Annotated in this window: 20 protein-coding genes and 1 pseudogene; 13 read left to right on the top strand and 8 right to left on the bottom strand. The window is 74.1% G+C overall.

Going from position 1 to position 20,129, the window contains the following annotated elements:
- Positions 1 to 23 precede the first annotated feature (23 nt).
- Positions 24 to 1,112 (bottom strand): alcohol dehydrogenase catalytic domain-containing protein, encoded by a 1,089-nt coding sequence (locus ACZ7BZ_RS00185; protein ID WP_470356342.1) that lies wholly within the window; start codon positions 1,110 to 1,112, stop codon positions 24 to 26.
- Between the two features lie 172 nt (positions 1,113 to 1,284).
- Between ACZ7BZ_RS00185 and ACZ7BZ_RS00180 the strand changes: the two genes are divergently transcribed.
- The 4 genes from ACZ7BZ_RS00180 to ACZ7BZ_RS00165 all read left to right on the top strand — a co-directional run bounded on the left by ACZ7BZ_RS00180 (position 1,285) and on the right by ACZ7BZ_RS00165 (position 4,794).
- A complete protein-coding gene (locus tag ACZ7BZ_RS00180; protein ID WP_470356341.1) occupies positions 1,285 to 2,178 on the top strand; it encodes a LysR family transcriptional regulator in 894 nt (297 codons plus the stop codon).
- A 112-nt stretch (positions 2,179 to 2,290) separates the two neighbouring features.
- The gene (gene thpR, locus ACZ7BZ_RS00175; protein ID WP_470356340.1) at positions 2,291 to 2,884 is read left to right on the top strand and encodes an RNA 2',3'-cyclic phosphodiesterase; all 594 of its coding nucleotides are present in this window, start codon (positions 2,291 to 2,293) and stop codon (positions 2,882 to 2,884) included.
- 82 nt (positions 2,885 to 2,966) lie between these two features.
- Complete coding sequence (locus ACZ7BZ_RS00170; protein ID WP_470356339.1) at positions 2,967 to 4,142, top strand: hypothetical protein; 1,176 nt, start codon at positions 2,967 to 2,969, stop codon at positions 4,140 to 4,142.
- Between the two features lie 124 nt (positions 4,143 to 4,266).
- Complete coding sequence (locus tag ACZ7BZ_RS00165) at positions 4,267 to 4,794, top strand: hypothetical protein (RefSeq protein WP_470356338.1); 528 nt, start codon at positions 4,267 to 4,269, stop codon at positions 4,792 to 4,794.
- Positions 4,795 to 4,899: 105 nt separating this feature from the next.
- On the opposite strand, the pseudogene ACZ7BZ_RS00160 reads toward ACZ7BZ_RS00165, so the two are convergent.
- A pseudogene (locus tag ACZ7BZ_RS00160) lies at positions 4,900 to 5,016 on the bottom strand (DUF6939 family protein); the annotation flags it as partial.
- A 98-nt stretch (positions 5,017 to 5,114) separates the two neighbouring features.
- Here ACZ7BZ_RS00160 and ACZ7BZ_RS00155 point away from each other — a divergent pair.
- Positions 5,115 to 5,507 carry a hypothetical protein gene (locus tag ACZ7BZ_RS00155; protein WP_470356337.1) on the top strand — a complete coding sequence of 131 codons (393 nt, stop codon included), beginning with the start codon at positions 5,115 to 5,117 and terminating at the stop codon, positions 5,505 to 5,507.
- Positions 5,508 to 5,693: 186 nt separating this feature from the next.
- Here ACZ7BZ_RS00155 and ACZ7BZ_RS00150 read toward each other — a convergent pair whose 3' ends face one another.
- Together ACZ7BZ_RS00150 and ACZ7BZ_RS00145 are read right to left on the bottom strand one after the other, a co-directional pair.
- Positions 5,694 to 6,098: a hypothetical protein gene (locus ACZ7BZ_RS00150; RefSeq protein WP_470356336.1), complete on the bottom strand. Its 405-nt coding sequence runs from the start codon at positions 6,096 to 6,098 to the stop codon at positions 5,694 to 5,696.
- Positions 6,095 to 6,445, bottom strand: a complete 351-nt coding sequence (locus ACZ7BZ_RS00145) for a hypothetical protein (RefSeq protein ID WP_470356335.1) — start codon at positions 6,443 to 6,445, stop codon at positions 6,095 to 6,097. The genes ACZ7BZ_RS00150 and ACZ7BZ_RS00145 overlap by 4 nt, the downstream gene beginning before the upstream one ends.
- 181 nt (positions 6,446 to 6,626) lie before the next feature.
- Here ACZ7BZ_RS00145 and ACZ7BZ_RS00140 point away from each other — a divergent pair, with 181 nt between their 5' ends.
- Both ACZ7BZ_RS00140 and ACZ7BZ_RS00135 read left to right on the top strand, forming a co-directional pair.
- On the top strand, positions 6,627 to 7,619 hold the full coding sequence (locus tag ACZ7BZ_RS00140) for a helix-turn-helix transcriptional regulator (protein WP_470356334.1): 993 nt from the start codon (positions 6,627 to 6,629) through the stop codon (positions 7,617 to 7,619).
- Positions 7,620 to 7,794: 175 nt separating this feature from the next.
- Positions 7,795 to 8,169 (top strand): hypothetical protein, encoded by a 375-nt coding sequence (locus ACZ7BZ_RS00135; protein WP_470356333.1) that lies wholly within the window; start codon positions 7,795 to 7,797, stop codon positions 8,167 to 8,169.
- Positions 8,170 to 8,328: 159 nt separating this feature from the next.
- On the opposite strand, the gene ACZ7BZ_RS00130 is transcribed toward ACZ7BZ_RS00135, so the two are convergent.
- Positions 8,329 to 9,303 carry a LysR family transcriptional regulator gene (locus tag ACZ7BZ_RS00130; RefSeq protein ID WP_470356332.1) on the bottom strand — a complete coding sequence of 325 codons (975 nt, stop codon included), beginning with the start codon at positions 9,301 to 9,303 and terminating at the stop codon, positions 8,329 to 8,331.
- Between the two features lie 133 nt (positions 9,304 to 9,436).
- Here ACZ7BZ_RS00130 and ACZ7BZ_RS00125 point away from each other — a divergent pair, with 133 nt between their 5' ends.
- The 3 genes from ACZ7BZ_RS00125 (at position 9,437) to ACZ7BZ_RS00115 (ending at position 11,865) form a co-directional block, all read left to right on the top strand.
- Positions 9,437 to 10,162, top strand: a complete 726-nt coding sequence (locus tag ACZ7BZ_RS00125; RefSeq protein ID WP_470356331.1) for an SDR family oxidoreductase — start codon at positions 9,437 to 9,439, stop codon at positions 10,160 to 10,162.
- Positions 10,163 to 10,208: 46 nt separating this feature from the next.
- Positions 10,209 to 10,823 carry an ester cyclase gene (locus tag ACZ7BZ_RS00120; protein WP_470356330.1) on the top strand — a complete coding sequence of 205 codons (615 nt, stop codon included), beginning with the start codon at positions 10,209 to 10,211 and terminating at the stop codon, positions 10,821 to 10,823.
- Between the two features lie 73 nt (positions 10,824 to 10,896).
- Positions 10,897 to 11,865 (top strand): NAD-dependent epimerase/dehydratase family protein, encoded by a 969-nt coding sequence (locus tag ACZ7BZ_RS00115; RefSeq protein WP_470356329.1) that lies wholly within the window; start codon positions 10,897 to 10,899, stop codon positions 11,863 to 11,865.
- Positions 11,866 to 11,874: 9 nt separating this feature from the next.
- Here ACZ7BZ_RS00115 and ACZ7BZ_RS00110 read toward each other — a convergent pair whose 3' ends face one another.
- Complete coding sequence (locus tag ACZ7BZ_RS00110) at positions 11,875 to 12,222, bottom strand: ArsR/SmtB family transcription factor (protein ID WP_380454009.1); 348 nt, start codon at positions 12,220 to 12,222, stop codon at positions 11,875 to 11,877.
- A gap of 98 nt (positions 12,223 to 12,320) precedes the next feature.
- On the opposite strand from ACZ7BZ_RS00110, the gene ACZ7BZ_RS00105 reads away from it, so the two are divergent.
- From ACZ7BZ_RS00105 to ACZ7BZ_RS00095, 3 genes are all read left to right on the top strand, one after another.
- A complete protein-coding gene (locus tag ACZ7BZ_RS00105; RefSeq protein WP_470356328.1) occupies positions 12,321 to 14,291 on the top strand; it encodes a heavy metal translocating P-type ATPase in 1,971 nt (656 codons plus the stop codon).
- 195 nt (positions 14,292 to 14,486) lie between these two features.
- Entirely contained in the window at positions 14,487 to 15,242 is a 756-nt protein-coding gene (locus ACZ7BZ_RS00100) for a hypothetical protein (RefSeq protein ID WP_470356327.1), read from the top strand.
- Positions 15,243 to 15,285: 43 nt separating this feature from the next.
- A complete protein-coding gene (locus tag ACZ7BZ_RS00095) occupies positions 15,286 to 17,448 on the top strand; it encodes a bifunctional polysaccharide deacetylase/glycosyltransferase family 2 protein (protein ID WP_470356326.1) in 2,163 nt (720 codons plus the stop codon).
- Positions 17,449 to 17,507: 59 nt separating this feature from the next.
- On the opposite strand, the gene ACZ7BZ_RS00090 is transcribed toward ACZ7BZ_RS00095, so the two are convergent.
- Positions 17,508 to 18,251: a G1 family glutamic endopeptidase gene (locus ACZ7BZ_RS00090; RefSeq protein ID WP_470356325.1), complete on the bottom strand. Its 744-nt coding sequence runs from the start codon at positions 18,249 to 18,251 to the stop codon at positions 17,508 to 17,510.
- Positions 18,252 to 18,505: 254 nt separating this feature from the next.
- Positions 18,506 to 19,954 carry a PTS transporter subunit EIIC gene (locus ACZ7BZ_RS00085; protein WP_470356324.1) on the bottom strand — a complete coding sequence of 483 codons (1,449 nt, stop codon included), beginning with the start codon at positions 19,952 to 19,954 and terminating at the stop codon, positions 18,506 to 18,508.
- Positions 19,955 to 20,129: the final 175 nt, after the last annotated feature.

Raw genomic sequence — 20,129 nt, 5'->3', positions numbered from 1 at the left:
CGGCCGGGCCCGGGGCGATCCCGTCAGGCGGACGGCGGGGTGAGGACGGTGCGGTCGAACGCGCCGCCGTGGGCGGCGGCGTGGGCGACGGCTTCGTTGACGGCGCCGAGGCAGAAGGTCCGGACCCGCTCGGGGCGGAGGTCCAGGGTGCCGGCGGCGACCAGCCGGATGATGCCGACGTTCGCCGTGCGCGGGTACATCCACTGCCCGCGCACGGTGACCGAGTTGCGCATGATCCACGGGTACGGGAGGGCGAGGTCGTCCCCGCCGAGCATGCCGACGCCGCCCATCAGGACGACCCGGCCGTACTCGCGGACGGTCATGGCCGCCGCGCGGGTGGCCGAACTGGGGGCGCTCGGCGGGAGCAGGTCGATGACCAGATCGATCGGGCCGTCGGCCGCGGCCGTCATGGCAGCACGGTCGGCGCGCTCCTCGCCGGTCAGCACGACCGGGCGCACCCGCGGCCCGAACCGGTCGGTGAGGAGGTCGAGGACGGCCCGGTTGCGGCCCGGGGCGACGACGCGGCCGGCCCCCATGGCGAGTGCGACGGCGACGGCGCTGCTGCCGAGGTTGCCGGTGGCCCCGCTGACCAACAGCGTCTCGCCGGCGGCGAGTTCGCCCGCCAGCAGTCCGCCGTGGGAGATGGCGTGCACGGCGAGGGCGGCCCAGCGGGCCGGGTCGTCGGCGGCCGCGGCGGGCAGCGGGTGGACGTTCTCGGTCGGGACCCTCATCAGCTCGGCGAACGATCCGTCGTGCAGGTGCCGGGCGAGCCGCGCGCCGCCCTCGCCGCGTGAACTCCAGCCCTGGAGCGTGATGTCGGGCGTCAGGGCGTCGTCCCGCGCGCGCACCGTCGAATCGCACCACACCAGGTCGCCGGGGCGCAGCCGGGTGGCGTCCGGGCCGACCTGGACGACCCGCCCCACGCCGCCGATCCCGGGGACGACGGGCGGGACCAGGGGGTACTTCCGGGCCCCGCTGAACACCTCGCCCGCGTACGGGGCCACCGCGGCGGCGAGGACCTCGACCAGCACCTCGCCGCCGCCCGCCTCGGGATCGGGCACCTCCCGCACCGTGAGCGGGGCGCCGAACCGCGTCAGAACTGCTGCGCGCACGTGATTGACCTCCAGGTCCGTCGGAATCGTCAGGCATCCCTCGGGAATCGTCGGGATCGCCGAGGTCCGGCGGGATCCGTCGGGATCCACCGAGACCCCTCGGGATCGAGGCTAGGAACGCCGAGCGCATGCGGGAAGCGACGATCCTTCATCCCTGGTATGCGTAGGACGCATGGACATCTCCAGCACGGGACTGCGGGTCCTGCGACAGATCGCCGAGTCCGGCAGCTTCACCGCGGCGGCCGGCCAGCTCGGCTACACCCAGTCGGCGGTCTCGCGACAGGCCGCCTCCCTCGAACGAAGCGTCGGCACCGCCCTGTTCGAACGGCGCACGGACGGGGTGCGGCTCACCCCCGCGGGCCTGACCCTGCTGCGGCACGCCCACGCGATCCTCGACTCCTTCGCGGCGGCCGAACGCGACCTCACCGGCGCCCGTCCCCGGACGCCACCGGTACGTCTCGGGGTGTTCCTGAGCGCCGGCGCGGCGATCCTGCCCGCCGCGCTCGCCCACCTCGCGGTGGCCGATCCCCAGATCACGGTGACCACCAGCGAGGGCACCACCCCCACCCTGATCCGGAGGCTGCGGGCGGGCTCGCTCGACCTCGCCGTGCTCACCTCCCGGCCTCCCCACCGGCCCCTGGACGGCGAGTCGCCGCGCCTGCACGTCGACACCGTCGCGGACACCGAGCTGGTCGTCGCGGCGCCGGTGACCGGACGGTTCGCCGGCCGCACGACGGTGCACGTCGACGAACTCGCCGACGCCGCGTGGATCGCCACCCCGTCATCGGCCGCCGAGCCGCTGCTCGGTGTCTGGCCCGGCCTGCCCGCCCGGCCGCGCATCGCCCACGCGGCCCGGGACTGGCTGACCAAACTCCACCTGGTCGCCGGCGGGTTCGGCGTCACGACCGTCCCGTCCCGGCTGTCGCCGCTGCTGCCGCCCGGGGTGAGCCTGCTGCACGTCGAAGGCACGCCGCCGGAGATCCGCCGGGTCCTGGTGGCGCGCCTTCCCGGCCGTACCACCCCGGCGGTCGAGGCCGTCACCCGGGCACTCACCTCGGCCGCCTGACCGGCGTTGCCGCCCCCGTGCCCCCTGCTCCCCCGACCGCCGGCCACCCCGGCGGCACCGCCCGCGGCCGGGCACTCGTCGACTCCCGGTGCCCGGGTGCTAGAAATCCCCCGTGGACGATCACCCAGAACCCCCGACCCGGCGCGTCTTCGTGGCCCTGGCTCCGCCCGACGACGCCAAGGACGAACTGGCCCACGCCCTGGGGCCCGCGTACGAGGAGTACCCGAGGCTGCGCTGGAACCGGATCGAGGACTGGCACATCACCCTGGCCTTCCTCGGCGAACAGCCCTCCACGGTGGTGCCGCTGCTTCAGGCGGCGCTGGCCGGTCCGGTCGCATCGCGCCCCGCCCTGCAGCTGAGCCTGCGCGGCGGCGGCCACTTCGACGAGCGGCTGCTGTGGAGCGGCATCGACGGGGACCTGGACGGACTGCAACTGCTCGCCGCCGACGTCCGGGGCCTGGTCAGGTCCTGCGGGATCCAGTTCAGGGACCGGCCGTTGCACCCCCACCTGACACTGGCACGCTCCCGCCGCGACGATCCCGTCAGCGTGCCGCGGGCCGCGGCCGGGCTCACCGGGTTCACCGGCCGACCCTGGCGGACCGAGCGCCTGCACCTCGTCGCCAGCAACATCGGCCGTGGCCCCGGGCCGATCCGCTACCGCGACATCGCCTCCTGGCCGCTCGGCACCTCCCTGACCGAGCCGTAGCCCGCCCGCCCGAACGTCCGAACGTCCGAACGCCACACCGACACACGGCCGTTACCCTGGGCCGGACGCGAAAGGGGCGGGCATGGCACAGGTCAGCGTGTGGCGGCTCATGGCGATGTTCCGGGATCTGAACAGGCCGTTCGCCCCGGACCGCCGGAACCCCCGGTACCGGCAAGCCGACCGGACGGACGTGGCCAAGGCCCGGCTGGAGGGCGTGTTCCAGCTGCTGGACCTCCCCGGGCGTCGGCGCGCCTGGCTGCTGCCCCTGGTGCGCGAGCAGTGGCTGAGGGCGGTCGAGGACGATCCGCACGTGGCGCTGCCACCCCTGGCCGAGGCGGCGGCCGACGGACTGGACTTCGCGACCGACGAGTTCGTCCACCAGGCGCTGGAGCGCTGGATCCGCGCCGGCCGGCCGTACCGGCTGGAGCGGCAGGTCTACGACCGGCTGGGCGAGACCCTGGCCACGACCGGCCGGTCCCTGGTCGAGCGGCTGACCGAGGTGTACCGCACCGTCGAGCCCGTCGACGAGGAGAGCAACCACCGGATCCGGCGGATGCTGATGGACTACCACCCGGAGCAGCCGCCGATGGAACTGCTGGTGGCCATCGGCCCGTTGCGCTCCGCGGCGGACTGGTGGTGCGACCTCGGGTACGACGCCGTCATGATGGGAGACCTGGAGCGGGCCGGGCGGCACTTCGCCCGGGCCAATGAGCTCGGCTGCCCGCACGTGCGCGAGCGGGTCGCCTACCTCGCGGTGCTGCGGGTGGCGGAGCACGCCCACCGGGCCCAGGTGCGCGAGGCCCTGATGACCGTCCGCGAAGTGCACCCGTCCCTGAACCCGGAGCAGTTGTTCTACCTGGGCTGCCGGGCCATCCTCGCCGGCCTGGAACCGGACCTGCCGGACGGGCCGCCGTTCGCGGGGCTTCCCGTGGACCGACCGGACCTCCTCCAGCTCTGGCTGGCCCAGCTCGCCCTGCGCGCCGGAGCCCGCACCGAGGCCCGCGGCAGGCTGCGCGCGTGCGTGCGCCAGGCCAGGAAGCTGACCGCACTCGCGTCCCGGCCACCGGCCGTCGGACGGGTGGGCGACCCCTCGCCCGCCGACGTCCGCATCCTGGCCGGGGCCCAACAGACCCGCCTGAAGGGCGAACCCGCACCCCACCGCCCCGGCCACGCCTCCGCCGATCCGGACGAGCGCTTCCTGCCGTCCGTACTCCGCCTGGACCCGGGCTGGCTGCACACGACACCGCCGAACCCGTGACGCACCCCGCGAACCCGTAGCGCGACCGCAGCCCAGCCCGCGGCACCCCGGGCGGGCCGGTCAGCAGCGAGACCACGGGCCGCTCGGTCGACGGGTCCGGCCGTCGACTGCGATCATGAGCCGCATGCTGTCGCTGACCATGAACGACGCCGCGGCCGAGACGCTGGGGCTGCTCGCCGGTCGGGCCACCCTGATGCCGCCCGGCGGTCTCACCCCCGGCCTGCGGAGTCGGCTTGCGAGCGGGATCACTCGCCGAGGAGAGGTACTCACCTGGGCGAACTCGACGGGCGACGCCGACAACGCTCCCTCGTTCTTCGGCGATCTCACGGCTTGGGAGTGCGCCGACAGCTCCTTCCACCTGGAGGACTGCGTTCCCGTCGATGTTCGGATCGTCGACGACGCCCCTCAGCTCTCGGAGGACGATCAGCGGGTCCTTCTCCTCCACGGGATCGCGTTCGCCCTGGAGTTCCGCCGGCTCGTCACGGAGCAGGGCCACCCGGGCCCGGTGCGGTGCATCGTCGGAGCCAATGCGACCAACGCGACGTTCAGGTTCCACCGGATCCGTGCAGGCGAGTCGTGGCACAACCTGGATCTCGACCGCTACCGCATGGACAAGATGGTCGTGATCGACCTCGACCCGGCCGACGGCTGACTTCCCTTCACCTGCCTCCGGGCGTTCGATCACTGATGCGCGGGACGCCTCGAGGTCGTCCTCGCCGGGCCGGCGACCGTCCATGTGCAGGTGGACGAGCGCGGCGTGGGAGAGCGGGGTGGTTGGGTCGGTGACGTCCCCGTTGGCGGTGTAGTCCAGGAGCACGATGTCGTCCGTGTTCCTGAACAGCTCGACCAGGTCGGCGGCTCGGTGCTCGGGGATCCAGCGGTAGCCGGACGGCCGTGGGGGCGCGGGAGGGGCCCGGATAGGCTGTTACGGCACGTCAGAGGGCCGGGAGCGGCCGGGGAGGGTCCTGGAGCATGGGGAAGAAGAGCGAGCTGGACGACCTGCGGGCTCGGCTGGCGACCCTGGAGGCAGAGGTCGACCGCCTGCGCGGTGAGGCTGCGGCGGTGGCGGCGGGTACGGCGTCGGCGGTGGCCGCCGGGCAGCCCCAGTCGATGACCCGCATCGCGGACGCCGTCGGGGTGATGGTCTCCGGACGGGCGGAGACCATGGCACTGTCCGGGCGGGAGGAGACCGTGATGATCTCCGGTCGGGCGGAGGAGGCGACCCAGGTCCTGCGGGCGCGCGCCGGGGCCCCGGAGGGCCGGAGCGCGGAGGCCGTGGAGAGTGGGAGCGTCCCGGTCCCCGTCCCGGAGCACGGCCAGTTCCTGGAGAGCCTCCTGTCGGGTCGGCCGGCCCTCCAGCAGTAGCCGGGGCCCGCGCCCGGTCGGCGGGCCGCCGTGGGCGGGGCCCCCTCGGCCGTGCTCCCGGCGGTCCTGCGCGTCGATCGGCAACAGGCCTCGGTCGGCGACTCGCGTCGCCCTCCAGCAATGCCGTCCGCGGGGGCGGTCCACCGACACCGTCGACGGACCGCCCCCGCGAGCATGACCGACCGGTCAGACGCGGATCTCGTTGGTGCAGTCGGTCCACCACGGGCTCGCGGGGGGAGTCCAGCCGAGCCACTTGGTGCCGCAGATCTTGATGCTGCCGACCTGGACGACCTTGTCCGCGATGGCCTTGCCCCGGTCCGCCTTCAGACTCTCCTTGTCTCCGTTGCCGGAGCCCTCCGTGATCTCGACGCTGCCCGTGAAATAGGTGCCGCCACCGGTGTAGATCCAGACCCAGCCACCCGAGCAGTTGTCGACCTGGACCTGAATGTTGTCAAGCTTGTAGTACTTTGTGCAGCCAGCCGTGGCGGAGGTGCTCGCCGTGGCCGGGGAGGCCGACACGGAGGTCAATGCGGCTACGGCGAGGCCGAGGACGCCCGCCGTCTTCGCCAGTCGGCCCGTCAGCTTCTTCAAAGTGACAACTCCCATGGTGTGATGCCGACATGTCTGCTTGCCGGATGCCTCCACTGTGCGGTCGCGGTCACCTGTGTCGCATCGGTCATTTGACTGCTCGGCAGTCCGACGGAGCTCTGCCGCTTGACCCATCGGGTGACGGCAGTCGGCTGGACTGCCGCCACCCGGGCGAGGGACGGTCGGGAGGGCTGCTTCCAGAGGGTGGCCGGCCCGGTGGAGGCGGGCGGGTCCGCAGGTGTTCCGGTCTGCCGCACGTCGGTGATCTCCGGCATGGCGAGGTTGCCCTTCGAGGTGACGGTGCACAGCACGTCGCCCTTCACGACCGGACGGCGCTCGGGCACCCCCACGGCCGGATCGGGACGCCGGCGGCGATGCGATGAATCACACGTCCGCGAATTGCTCCGCGTTCCCCCTGGTCTGACGTCACATCGACCGGGTGCCCCGGATTGGTCCCCGCTTGATCGGCACGGCGGGCACTCCTATGCTGATGGCGATTTAAATCGTCGCGCCACCGGGGGGTATGCGCACATGCTGAACATGTTCGGCCTGGACCACGTGTCCGAGTCCGTCTACCGGACGATGCTCTCCAGTCCGGAGGGGAGCCTGCAAGAGCTCTGCAGCCGGCTGAGCCTGTCCGGGGAGGCGGTCCGCGAGGCCCTGGACCGGCTCGCGGATCTGCAACTCCTGCGCCCGTCGATGGAGTTGTGCGGCGGTCTGCGACCGGTCAGCCCCGAGGTCGGCCTGGATCTCCTGCTGCGGCGCCAGGAGGAGGAACTGCTGCGCCGCCAGCAGCGGCTCGAACTGAGCAAGGCCGCCGCCGCCCGGGCGATCGCCGAGTACGGCGGCCTGCGGCCGGAAGCCCCGGCCGGGTCCGCCACCGAGCGGCTGACCGGACTGGACGCCATTCAGTCCAAGTTGGAGCTCCTCGCCCGAGAGGTGTCCCAGGAGTGCCTGTCGGTGATGCCCGGCGGCGCCCAGTCCCCGGCCAGCCTCGCCGCCTCCAAGCCGTTGGACGACGCCGCCCTGCACCGGGGGGTCGCGCTGCTGACGCTCTACCAGGACAGCGCGCGCCACGACTCCGCGACCCTCGGTTACGCCCGCTGGATGACCGGAGCCGGCGGCCTGGTGCGCACCCGTCCGACCCTGCCGCCGCGGATGCTGATCTTCGACCGCAGGATCGCCGTCCTGCCGATCGACCCGGCCGACACCCGGCTCGGCGCGCTGTGCACCCGCGAGCCCGGGATCGTCGCCTCACTGGTGGCGCTGTTCGAACAGACCTGGCACGCGGCCGTGCCGCTCGGCGCCGACCGGTCCAGGGACACCGGCACCGGCCTCAACGCCTCCGAGCGGGAACTGCTGAGGCTGCTCGCGGCCGGCCTCACCGACGAGGTCGCGGGCCGCCGCCTGGGCATCTCGGCCCGCAGCGTGCGCCGCCAGATGGCCGCGCTGATGGACCGCCTGGACGCCTCCAGCCGCTTCGAGGCCGGCCTCAAGGCGGCGCGCCGCGGCTGGCTCGACTGACCGTACGGGCGGAGCGGTTCGCGGCGCCCGCCGGGCGGCGGGAGCGGGAGGCGCCGGCCGGGGCCCGGGCGGGGTGGCGGCACCACCGAGAACCGGCCGGTACGCCCGGCGGATAATGGCCGGGCCACCGGCCGAACGCGCCCGCGGCACCGATCGAGCGAAAGGCAGTGGACGGATGACCTTGGAGGAAGGCCGGCGCGTCAGGCTGACGGAGGACCTCGGCCTCGGCGACGCCGTCGCCGGGGAGTCCGGGGCCGTGGTCGGGTTGCTGTCGCTGGGCGCCGGGACCGAGGGCACCGTCGAGCGGGTGGACGGCGAACTCCCGGAGAGCGAGGCGGTCCGCGAGTACCAGCGGCTCAAGGCGCTCTTCGAGGACTACGGGCACACCATGCCGACCGCGAGCCGGGAGCGGCTGGAGAGCCGGCTCGCGGCGCTGGAACCGGAGTGGGCCGCCCACCGGGAGCGGGGCCGGCAGGTGACGGTCCGGGTCCGCCTGGACAACGGCTTCGTCCTCGACGGACTGCACCAGGACGTCCTCGCCGCGCTCTGACCGCGGGCGCCGCGCCTCCGCCGACGTGCGCGTTGAGCGGGCGTTCACGGCGCCCGGGCACCGGGGGCCGGCCACGGAGACCAAGCACCCCGAGCAGCTGAGGCGCGGCTGACCTGCGGCGGCCGGCCCCGGCCGCCGCAGTGTCGTGCCGACCCGGTGTCAGCCCGGCGGGAGGTCGCCGCCCCGGGCCCGCTCGGCGAGGAGTTCGGCGAGCAGTTCGGCGAAGGCCACGGTGAGCGGGTCGGGGCGGGTGCGGGTGTACGCGGTGAGGGTGCGCCGGATCGGCGGGTCGGGGCGGAGCAGGATCCCGTCGAAGCGCGGCGGGACGATGTCGGCGGGCACCAGGGCCGGGCCGAGTCCTGCCGCGGCGAGCAGCGGTGCCGCAGAGGTCTGTTCCGCGCGGACGGCCGCCCGGGGGCGGAACCCGGCCCGGGCGCAAGCCTGGTCGAGCAGGTCGGCGAGGCCGTTGTCGGGGGCGTAGTGGACCCATGCGCGGTCGGCGAGCTCACCGAGGGCGACCGAGCCGGTGGGGCGGCCGACTCGCAGATCGTCGCCGGCCGCTTCGTCCGCCAGCGGGTCGTCCACCGCCGCGCCGTCCGCCAGCGGGTCGTCCGCAGGCAGGACGACCGTGAACTCCTCGACGCCCAGCTCCCGGATCGGCCCCTCCCACCCCTCCGGCGCGGGCCCGATGGCGAGATCGGCCCGGCCGGCGGCCATGGCCTCCTGGAGTCGGTCGGCGTGCGGGTACTCGCGCAACCGGATCCGCACGCCGGGGTGCAGACGGCGCCAGGCCCGCAGCACGGGCGGCAGGATGCCGAGGCTGATCGAGTAGACCGCGGCGACCTCCAGCTCCCCCGCGTCCAGGCCGGCCGCGCGCCGGGCCACCGCCTGCAGCCGGTCGGCCTCGGCCAGCGCGGCGCGGGCGTGCGGCAGCACCGCCCGGCCCGTCGGGGTGAGCCGCACCGAGCGCGGCAGGCGTTCCAGCAGCGGGCCGCCGAGCGCCGCCTCCAGGGCCCGGACCTGGTGGGAGAGCGCGGGCTGGGTGACGTGCAGCTGCTCGGCGGCGCGGGTGAACGAGCCGGTGTCGACCACGGTGACCAGGTACTCGAGCTGGCGGAGCGTCGGCGTTGCCATGAAGGGATTCTATGGCAGCGCTAGAAAACAAGCCTTGGACTCATCGCAGGGGGTCGGGAGAAGGTCGTGGTGTGGCCGCCCGCCGCGGAGCAGCGGGCGCCCGGATCCCCTGATGACTCGAAGGAGTACTCCCATGTCCATTGGCATCTCCCTGCAGGGACGGCGACTGATCGTGGTGGGCGCGGGTTCGCGCACCGGACGGGCCGTGGCCACCGCCGCCTCCGCGGCCGGCGCCACGGTCGTACTGGCCGGTCCGGACCCGCGCAAGCTGGAGTGGACGGCCGGTGAGCTGGCCGGGCCGTCGGAGGTGGTCGCGCTCGACCTCGCCGACGAGGGCTCGATCGCCGACCTGGCCCGGCGGGCCGGTCGGTTCGACCACCTGGTCTCGACCGCCGCGATGCCGGCCAACGGCCCGCTGAAGGAGCTCGAACTCGCTGATGTGCGGCTGGCGTTCGCGGCCAAGGTGTTCGGCCCGCTGCTGCTGGCCAAGCACCTGTCCGGCCAGGTGTCCGAGCGCGGCTCGTTCACCTTCTTCTCCGGCGTGGCCGCCTGGCGCCCGGCCCCCGCCCGTACGGTGATGGCCACCACCAACGGTGCGCTGGCATTCCTGGTGAAGGCACTGGCCGTGGAGATCGCCCCGGTCCGGGTCAACGCGGTCTCGCCCGGCATCGTCGACACCGGATCCTGGGACGGACTGGGCGGCGACAAGGAGGCGTTCCTGCGCGGCGTGGCCGAACGCAACCCGGCACGGCGCGTGGGCAGCCCCGAGGACTTGGTCAAGGCCGTGTTCTACGCCATCGACAACCCGTACGTCACCGGCACCGTGCTGCACGTCGACGGCGGCGGCCGACTCGCCTGACCGCCCGCCCCGCCCCCCTGTCCGTACGTCCCGAGGAGCGACCCCCATGCCCTGGCACACCCTGACCCGTACCGCCGCCGTCGTCGCGACGGTGGTGAGCCTGGCGGCCGGCACCGCCGCGGCCGCCCCGTCCCCTTCGCACCAGGAGGGACGGCACCGGCCCGCACACGGCTGGCCGCAGAACCTGATCGACCGCTCACCCGACCTGGTCCAGCCGAAGGCGCTCACCGTGGACCGCTCGATCGGCACCCGGCGTGCGACCCAGGAGGTCCGTCTGGCGCAGCAGTTGTACACCTTCTGGAACACCGGGCAGCAGCGCTACCTGGACGCGTCGGTCGACCCGCGGTTCAAGGACGACACGCTGCCGCCCGGCCGCCCCCAGGGCCCGGCCGGCCTGCTGTTCGCCTCCCGGAACTTCCGCGCGGCGGTCCCGGATCTGAGTTGCGAGCTGTCCGACGTACTGGTGACCGGGGATGAGATCACCGCCCGGCTGGTCTTCCGCGGCCACTTCACCGGCACCTTCGAAGGCGTCCGGGGGCAGGGCCGGCGCATCGAATTCAACGCCATCGACATCCAGCACGTCGGCACCGACCGAATCGTCGAGGACTGGCACATCGAGGACAACGAGGCGCTGCTGACCCAGCTCGGCGTCCACGGCTGAGGCCCGGGGCCCGATCGGAACCTGGCCCGATCGGGCCCTGGCCGAGTCCGCGCCGAGCTGGGACCATGACCTGATGCGGATACTGATCATGGGCGGCACCCGGTTCGTCGGCCTCCACTTCGCCCGGGCGGCACTCGCCGCCGGCCACGACGTCACCGTGCTGCACCGGGGCCGGTCCGGCGCCCACCTACTGCCCGAGGCCACCCACCTGATCGCCGACCGCGATGCGGACCTGTCGGTGCTGCGCGGCCGCACCTGGGACGCCACCGTGGACGTCAGCGCCTACTTCCCGCGCCAGGTACGGCAGTTGGCCGCCGCCCTGGACCCCGGCGCCGCCGGGCGGTACCTGCTGGTCTCCTCCATGGCCGTCTACGACACCCCCTCCGCCCCCGGGTTCACCGAGGACTCCCCGCTGCTGCCCGCAGACGGCCCGGAGGCCGAGGAGATCACCGTCGCCTCCTACGGCGTGCTCAAGGTCCAGTGCGAGCGGGCGGCGCGGGAGTGCTTCGGCCCGGACGTGCTGCTGGTGCGTCCCACGTACGTGATCGGCCCCGAGGACTACACCCACCGCTTCGACCACTGGGTGCAACGGCTCGCCCGGGGCGGCGAGGTGCTGGCGCCGGGCCGTCCGGACGCCCCGCTCCAGGTCGTCGACGCCCGCGACCTCGCCGACTGGATGCTCGCCCTGCTGGCGCCCGGCGCCTCCGGCGCCTTCCACGCCGCGACGCCCCCGCCCTTCACGATGGGCGATCTGCTCGACGCCGTCGCCTCCGCCGTCGCCCCGCCCGGCACCACGCTCACCTGGGTGGGCGACGACTTCCTCCGGGCGTCCGACGTCCAGGACGGCGCGCTGCCGCTGTGGCACGCCGACCCGCAGCGCCGGGCCACCAACACCGCCGACCCCGCCGCCGCCCTCGCCACCGGGCTGCACCTGCGCCCGGTGGCGGACACCGCCCGCGACATCCGGCAGTTCGAGCCGTTGCCGCGCGCCCTGACGCCGGACCAGGAGTCCGCCCTGCTCACCGCGTGGCACCAGAGCTGACCCCGGGGGTCAGTCGGTGAGCCCCAGCCGCAGGTGCTCGATGTGGTAGACGGCCTGGTCGAGCAGGGCGGCCACGTGGTTGTCGTAGAGCGCGTACACGACCGAGCGGCCCTCCCGCCGGCCGACGACCAGGCCGAGGTTGCGCAGCAGCCGGAGCTGGTGGGAGCAGGCGGACTGCTCCAGGCCGACCTCGGCGGCGAGTTCGGTGGCCGCGCAGGGGCCCTCCCGAAGCCGGGAGAGGATCAGCAGGCGGGACGGGGTGGCCAGGGCCTGCAGGGTGGTGGCCACCCGGGCGGCGCTGGCTTCGTCCAGGCGGGTGTGCGGGACGGCGGTGGCGGGGGCGGCTCCATGACCCATGCGGGCAATAGTACAACTCACACATGAAGGAGCGTTCATATGTTCATGTATGGTGAGTGAGTCACCGGCCCCACCCTGCCCCGAAGGGTCCCGTTCGCATGCCCACCACCCTGACCGAGCGCCCCGCGCACTCCCCCGCGCAGCGCCCCGACACCGCCCCGCGCCGCCGAACCCGGGTGTTCGCCCTGCCCGAGGCCCGCTGGGCCGCCGCCGCGACCGTGCTCTTCCTCGTCGCGCTACCGCTCCAGCTCACCGGCGCCCCGGCCTGGGCCTGGGCCCCGCTGTACGCCTTCGCGTACGCCACCGGCGGCTGGGAGCCCGCCTGGGCCGGGTTGCAGGCGCTGCGCGAGAAGACCCTCGACGTCGACCTGCTGATGATCGTCGCCGCCCTCGGCGCCGCCGCCGTCGGCCAGGTGATGGACGGCGCGCTGCTGATCGTCATCTTCGCCACCTCCGGCGCCCTGGAGGCCCTGGCCACCGCCCGCACCGCCGACTCCGTACGCGGACTGCTCGACCTCGCCCCGGCCACCGCCACCCGGCTGCTCCCCGACGGCACCGAGGAGGGCGTGCCGACCGAACACCTGGCCGTCGGCGACACCGTCCTGGTGCGGCCCGGCGAACGGATCGGCGCCGACGGACGGGTGCTGGACGGCGCGAGCGAGGTCGACCAGGCCACCATCACCGGCGAGCCGCTGCCCGTCGCCAAGGAGTCCGGCGACGAGGTCTTCGCCGGCACCCTCAACGGCACCGGCGCGCTGCGGGTGCGGGTCGAGCGGGACGCCGCCGACTCGGTGATCGCCCGGATCGTCGCCCTGGTCGAGGAGGCCTCCGAGACCAAGGCCCCGACCCAACTGTTCATCGAGAAGGTCGAACAGCGCTACTCGATCGGCATGGTGGCCGCCACCCTGGCCGTCTTCGCGGTGCCGCTCGCCCTCGGCGCGGCCTTCACCGGCTCGCTGCTGCGCGCCATGACCTTCATGATCGTGGCCTCGCCGTGCGCCGTGGTGCTCGCCACCATGCCCCCGCTGCTGTCCGCCATCGCCAACGCCGGCCGGCACGGGGTGCTGGTGAAGTCCGCGGTGGTGATGGAGCGGCTCGGGCAGGCCGACGCCGTAGCCCTGGACAAGACCGGCACCCTGACCGAGGGCACTCCCCGGGTCACCGACATCCGCCCCCTGCCCGGCTCCGGCCCGGGTGAGGAGGAACTGCTGGCACTGGCGGCCGCGGCCGAGCACCCCAGTGAGCACCCGCTCGCCCGCGCTGTCGTCGACGCCGCCCGCGCCCGCGGCCTGGTGCTCGCCGACGCCGAGGGCTTCTCCTCGACCCCCGGCATCGGGGTCACCGCGACCGTCGACGGTCGCACCGTCGCGGTCGGCACCCCGGCCAGGCTGCTGGACCGCGCCCACCGGGAAGTCTCCGCCGTCGCCGCCGAGTTGGAGGACGGCGGCCGCACCGCCGTCCTGGTCGTGGTGGACGGCGCCCCGGTCGGCCTGCTCGGCATCGCCGACCGGCTGCGCCCGGACGCCGCCGCCACCGTCACCGCGCTGACCACCCTGACCGGCTCCGCACCGGTGCTGCTCACCGGCGACAACCCGCGCGCCGCCGCCCGGCTGGCCGCCGAGGTCGGCATCACCGACGTCCGCGCCGGGCTGCTCCCCCAGGACAAGGTCAGCGCGGTCAAGGAACGGGAGGCCGCCGGGCGCAAGGTCCTGGTGGTCGGCGACGGCGTCAACGACGCGCCCGCCCTGGCCGCCGCCCACACCGGCATCGCGATGGGCCGGACCGGCTCCGACCTCGCCCTGGAGACCGCCGACGCAGTGATCGTACGGGACGAACTCGCCACCGTCCCCGCCGTGGTGGCGCTCTCCCGCCGGGCCCGCTCCCTCGTGGTGCAGAACCTGGTGATCGCCTCGGCGTTCATCTCCGTGCTGGTGGTCTGGGACCTGGTCGCCACCCTCCCGCTGCCGCTGGGCGTCCTCGGCCACGAGGGCTCCACCGTCGTCGTCGGCCTCAACGGACTGCGGCTGCTGCGCGAGTCCGCATGGACGAAGGCCCGGACCGAAAACTGAGCCGTCTCCGCCGGAAGGCCGCCGCTCCCGGACCGGGGGCGGCGGCCAGCTGCGTGTCAGGAGTCTCAAGGGGGTGTGACAATCCGCCCGGTGTCGGCGCTGAACAGTCACGACAGGTGCACCACCCCGATCCACCGGGGATCGGCGCACGCCGTCGTGGCAGCACGCGAACCGACAACACCTGGACCCGACACCGTGACCGTCAAGTCGTACGACCCATGGCTCACCGCCGAGCAACAGCCCCACCTCGCGGAGGCGCCGCGGCACCCTCCCGGTCCGGCGCAGGGCGAACCGGTCGCCGAGGCAGCGATCGAGCACTTCGCCGTTCCCGCGTACGTCGCCGAGCACTTCGCCGCTCCGATCCACCCCGGCGGGCCCCTGCTCCTCCCCGGAGCCGACGAAGCGGATCCGCCCACCGCCGAACTGTCGCCGGTAGCCCCCGCCATGGACCCCCAGCCGGAACCCGCACCCCCGCCGGTGTTCGTGGACTCCTCCGGCCGCAGGCAGCGCCGGATCCGACGGCTCGGCGCGGTCCTGGCCGTCCCGGCCGGAGGGTACCTGGCCCTGCTGGCCAGCGCCCTGCTCGGCGGCCCCACGGTGAACGCGCCCTTCCTTCCCCTGCCCCAGCCGCCCGCGCCCAGCGCACCCGCTCCGGAGGCCACGCCGTCCGAGGCGCCGTCCGCCGCCCCGCAGGCCGAAGCGCCACCCGCGGCCGCGGGGACGCAGGCGCCCGCCCACCGGGGCAGCGCCACCGCGGTCGGTCTCCAGCGCCCGACGACCGCCGCCACGGCGGCCCCGGCCGGGTCCGTCCCCGTGCCCACGGCCGGCAGCTCGCCTGCTCCGACCACCACCCCGGCACCTCCGGGCACCACACCGACCGGCCCGGCCACCCCCACCCCCGGGCACGGCCGCCCGACCACCGCACCCGGCAAGGGGCCCGGCAAGCCCTGACGCCGACGCCCCTCGAACCGTCCCCGTCCCAGAAAGCAGCACCATGAGCGCCACCCGCCGACGACGAACCCCAGCCCCCGACCGCACCCGCCGAGGCCGACGCGGCGTCGTCCGTCAGCGACCGCTACGCACCCACTGGCTCCTGCTGACCGCCCTGCTGCTCACGCTCACCGGTGCCCTGGTGCTCCAGGGTTACGCCCAGCACAGCTTCGACGACCGCCCCGACCAGGCGGCCAAGCCGGCCGCCGCGGACGCCGTACCGCCGGCCATCCTCAACGGCGGCCCGGTGATCGACGCCGCCGCCCCGCAGCCGCGCAGCGCCTCCCCCGCGCCCGGCACCATCGCCCTCACCTTCGACGACGGCCCCGACCCGACCTGGACGCCGAAGATCCTGGACGCCCTGCACCGGGCGGGCGTGCACGCGACCTTCTTCGTGGTCGGCACCCAGGCCGCCGCCCACCCCGACCTGATCCGCCGGATCGTCGCCGAGGGACACCAGCTCGGCATCCACACCTTCACCCACACCGACCTCGGCGCCGCCCCCTCCTGGCGCCGCACGCTGGAACTGCGCGAGGCCCAGCTGACCGTGGCCGGGGCGGCCGGGGTCACCAGCTCGCTGCTGCGCCCGCCGTACTCCTCGACGCCCGAAGCCGTGGACGACCCCGGCTGGTCCGCCATCCAGCAGGCCGGCCGCGAGGGCTACCTGACCGTGCTCACCACCCAGGACAGCGAGGACTGGCGGCGCCCCGGTGTGCCCTCGATCGTCAAGGCGGCGACCGCGGGCGCCGGCGACCAGGGCCAGGTCCTCCTGATGCACGACGCCGGCGGCGACCGCTCGCAGACCGTCGCCGCCCTCGACGGGGTGCTGAGCACGCTGAAGGCCCGCGGCTTCCGGTTCACCACCGTGAGCGACGCCGTCGGCCTGCCCGACCCGGTCCGTCCGTCCGGCACCGGTGACCACTGGCTCGGCCTGGCCCTGATCTGGCTGCTGACCGGCGGCAACCAGGTGCTCACCGCGCTGGACTGGCTGCTCTGGGCGGCGGGCGCGATCAGCGTGCTGCGCGCGGTCGTCGTGCTGTACGCGGCCCGCCGGCACAAGCGGATGCGCCGCCGCGGCTGGGGTGCGCCGGTCACCGAGCCGGTCAGCGTGATCGTCCCGGCGTACAACGAGATCGCCGGGATCGAGCCCGCCGTCCGCTCGCTGCTGGCCTCCGACCACCCGGTGGAGGTGATCGTGGTCGACGACGGTTCCACGGACGGCACCGCCGACCTGGTGGAGTCGCTGAACCTGCCGTACGTCCGGGTGATCCGACAGGAGAACGCCGGCAAGCCGGCCGCCCTCAACACCGGCATCGCCGCGGCCCGCGCCGAACTGCTGGTGATGGTCGACGGCGACACCGTCTTCGAGCCGGACGCCGTCCGGATGCTGGTGCAGCCGTTCGCCGACCCTACCGTGGGAGCCGTCTCCGGCAACGCCAAGGTGGTCAACCGCGGTGGTCTGCTGGGCCGTTGGCAGCACATCGAGTACGTGGTCGGCTTCAACCTGGACCGGCGGCTGTTCGACCTCGCCGAGTGCATGCCCACCGTGCCCGGCGCGGTCGGCGCCTTCCGCCGCTCCGCACTGCTGGCCGTCGGCGGCGTGGGCGAGGAGACCCTCGCCGAGGACACCGACCTCACCATGGCGATGTGCCGGACCGGCTGGCGGGTGGTGTACGAGGAGCGGGCCAAGGCCTGGACGGAGGCCCCCGCCTCGCTGAGCGCCCTGTGGCGGCAGCGCTACCGCTGGTGCTACGGCACCCTCCAGGCGATGTGGAAGCACCGCGGCGCCCTCGTCCAGGGCGGCCAGGCCGGCAAGCTGGGCCGGCGCGGGCTGCTCTACCTGCTGATGTTCCAGGTGCTGCTGCCCCTGCTCGCCCCGGTCGTGGACGTCTTCGCGCTCTACGGGCTGGTCTTCCTCGACCCGGTCCGGATCATCGGCCTGTGGGCGGCATTCCTGCTGGTGCAGATGCTGATGGGCGCGTACGCGTTCCGGCTGGACAAGGAGAAGCTCGGGCCGCTGTGGAGCCTGCCGCTCCAGCAGTTCGTCTACCGGCAGTTGATGTACCTGGTGGTGATCCAGTCGGTCTTCACCGCGCTCGCCGGCTCCCGGCTCCGCTGGCAGCGCATGCAGCGCTACGGCACGCTCCGGGTGCCTGCGGGCGGCTGAGCCGGACGACCGACCGGTGGGCGGGGCCGCACCCACGGCGCGGCCCCACCCACCGACCCTCAGCTGTGCTTCCAGGTGACCGAGAAGGAACTGCCGCCGCTCAGCCCGGAGGTGGTGGCCTTGGTGGTGCCGCCGGAGGCCATGGTGATGTTGTCCGGACTGAAGGCGCCGAGGGCCTGCCCGTTGACGGTGGAGCCGCTGAACGAGACCGAGCCGAAGTCGGAGAGCGGGAGCACCCCCGAGGAACTGGAGGGGGCCTCGGCGATCACCTCGGCGGAGGCCAGCGCCGCGCTCTTCAGGGACTTGTTGACGGTGTGGCTCCAACCGGCGGTGGTGTCGGAGAGGGTGAGGGTGAAGGAGCCGCTGCCGCTGGTGGTGACGCTCGCCGTGAAGTGGTCCCCCGGCCGTACGGTGTTGCCGAAGTTGACCGGGTAGGCCGGGTACATCTCGTACCAGGCGGAGTAGACCGGGGAGCCGCCGGAGCAGTCGGCCTCGGTGCCGGTCTGTTCGACGCTGTTGCTGCCGTCGCCGTCCAGGCCGACCCAGAAGCTGGACCAGGTGTTGGTGCCGGTGCAGGACACGGCGGGCTGGACCCAGCTGGCCTTGACGCTGGTGAACCGGCTGCCGGTGGCGGCGTAGCCGGACCAGTTGCCGCTGGTGCTGTTCAGCAGACCGCCGCCGTGGTGGGCGAGCGGGGCCTGGACGAGGGTGGGGGCGGCAGCGGCGACGGCCGGTGCGGCGGTGCCCAGGAGGGTCAGCAGGGCGGTGGACACGGCGAGGGTGCGCCGACGGGCTTCGGACATGACTACTCCCTTGTGGGGGCGTGGAGTTGGCCGAGCGTCGACAAAGGTAGACCCGCCGGAGCAGTGCCGGATGTCACAGGGACATAACGAACCGTCACCCCGTCCGCGGGGAACGCGGCCGGAGCGACGGAGGGAGTACGCCGGATTGCGGACGGAGGGACGGGAGGACGGACGGGACGGGGAGCTGGAGAGCCAGAAGGACAGAGGGAACGGGCCGTTACGGAGGGTCAGCCCGCCCCGGACCGCGACCGCCCTCAGTCTCCTCCCCCGGCCACCGGGGCCGGTGCGTCGTACTCGGCGAGCAGCTCCCGGGTGAAGCCGAAGAAGTAGGTGGCCAGGAAGCCCACCAGGTAGCCGGTCAGCAGCCCGCCACCGTAGACGGCCGCGCTCGCGACCACGCCGTGCGGCCCGGCCAGCAGTGGGAACAGCGCCCAGCCGGACGGGCCGACGGCCGTCGAGCCGACCGAGTGGCCGAGTTGGCCCGCCACCCCGACGAAGGCACCCCCGGCCGCACCACCCACGCAGGCCGTGACGAACGGACGGCCGAGCGGCAGCGTCACCCCGTAGACCAGCGGCTCGCCGACGCCGAGCAGGCCCGCCGGGAGGGCGGAGCGGATGGTCGCCCGGATCGAGGCGTTGCCGCGCAGCCGCAGGTAGACGGCCGCGGCGCAGCCGACCTGCCCGGCTCCGGCCATGGCGAGGATCGGCAGCAGCACGGTGGAGCCCTGCTGCTGGATCAGGGTGGTGTGGATCGGGATCAGCGCCTGGTGCAGGCCGAGCATCACCAGCGGCAGGAAGAGCCCGCCGAGCACCAGCCCGGCGAGCAGTCCGCCGTGGGCGAGCAGCCAGGTGGCGGCACGGCCGATGCCGGTGGAAACCTCCCCGGCGAGGAACATCAGGCCGAACAACGCGGCCAGCCCGCCGACCAGGACGGTGACCGTCGGGGTGACCAGGACGTCCAGCGCGGCGGGCACCAGTCGCCTGGTCCACCGTTCCACCTGGACGGCGAGCAGCGCGGCGAGCAGCGCCCCGACCACGCCGCCCTGCCCGGGGGTGAGATGGTGCCCGAAGGCCTCCACCTTGGCGACCCCGGAGTAGACGATCACGCCCGCGACCGCCCCGCCCAGCACGGGCGTTCCACCGAACTCCTTCGCCGTGTTGTAGCCGACGAAGACGGCGAGCAGCGACATGAACCCGGAGGAGACCGCCGTCAGCGCGGGGACCAGCCCGGTCGCCCAGCCCAGGTTGGCGAGCGCCCCGGAGAGGGCGGCGACGATCCCGCAGCCGATCAGGGCGGGGATCAGCGGGACGAAGATGTCGGCGACCCGGCGCAGCGCCCGTTTCACGGGGGTGGCGTTGCGGACCCGGGCCTCCTCCCGGATCCGGGCACCGCGCCCGGCGAGGTCCTCGGCGCCGGGAGGCGTCGGGGCGGCGGTGGCCCCGTCGGCGGCGGCCAGCAGCCGGCGCAGCTGGGCGGTTACCCCGGCGACGGCGCCGGGGCCGAGGACGATCTGGTAGGTGTCGTCCTCGACCGTGCCCAGGACGGCCGGCAGCGCCCCGAGCGCCTCCCGGTCGACCAGGGAGAGGTCCGCCAGGCCCAGCCGCAGCCGGGTCATGCAGTGGGCGACCGAGCGGATGTTGGCGGCGCCGCCGACCAGCGGGAGGATCGCCTCGGCCACGGTGCGGTGCTTCTCGTCGGACATGCCAGGGGAGGTACCCGGGCGGGCCCGGACCTCAACCCGGCCGACGCTCAACCCGGTGAACGGTCAAGCCGGGGAACGTTCAAGCCGGCCAGGACTCACCCCCAGGGGGGTGCTCCGGACGGCCTACCACCGGAACGACCATCGGACTATCGTTAGTTGGCGGAAGCTATCGAAA

Source organism: Kitasatospora sp. NPDC036934, from assembly GCF_055608425.1.
The sequence above is the reverse complement of the archived record's forward strand: the minus strand, read 5'-3'. Positions and strand labels throughout refer to the sequence as shown.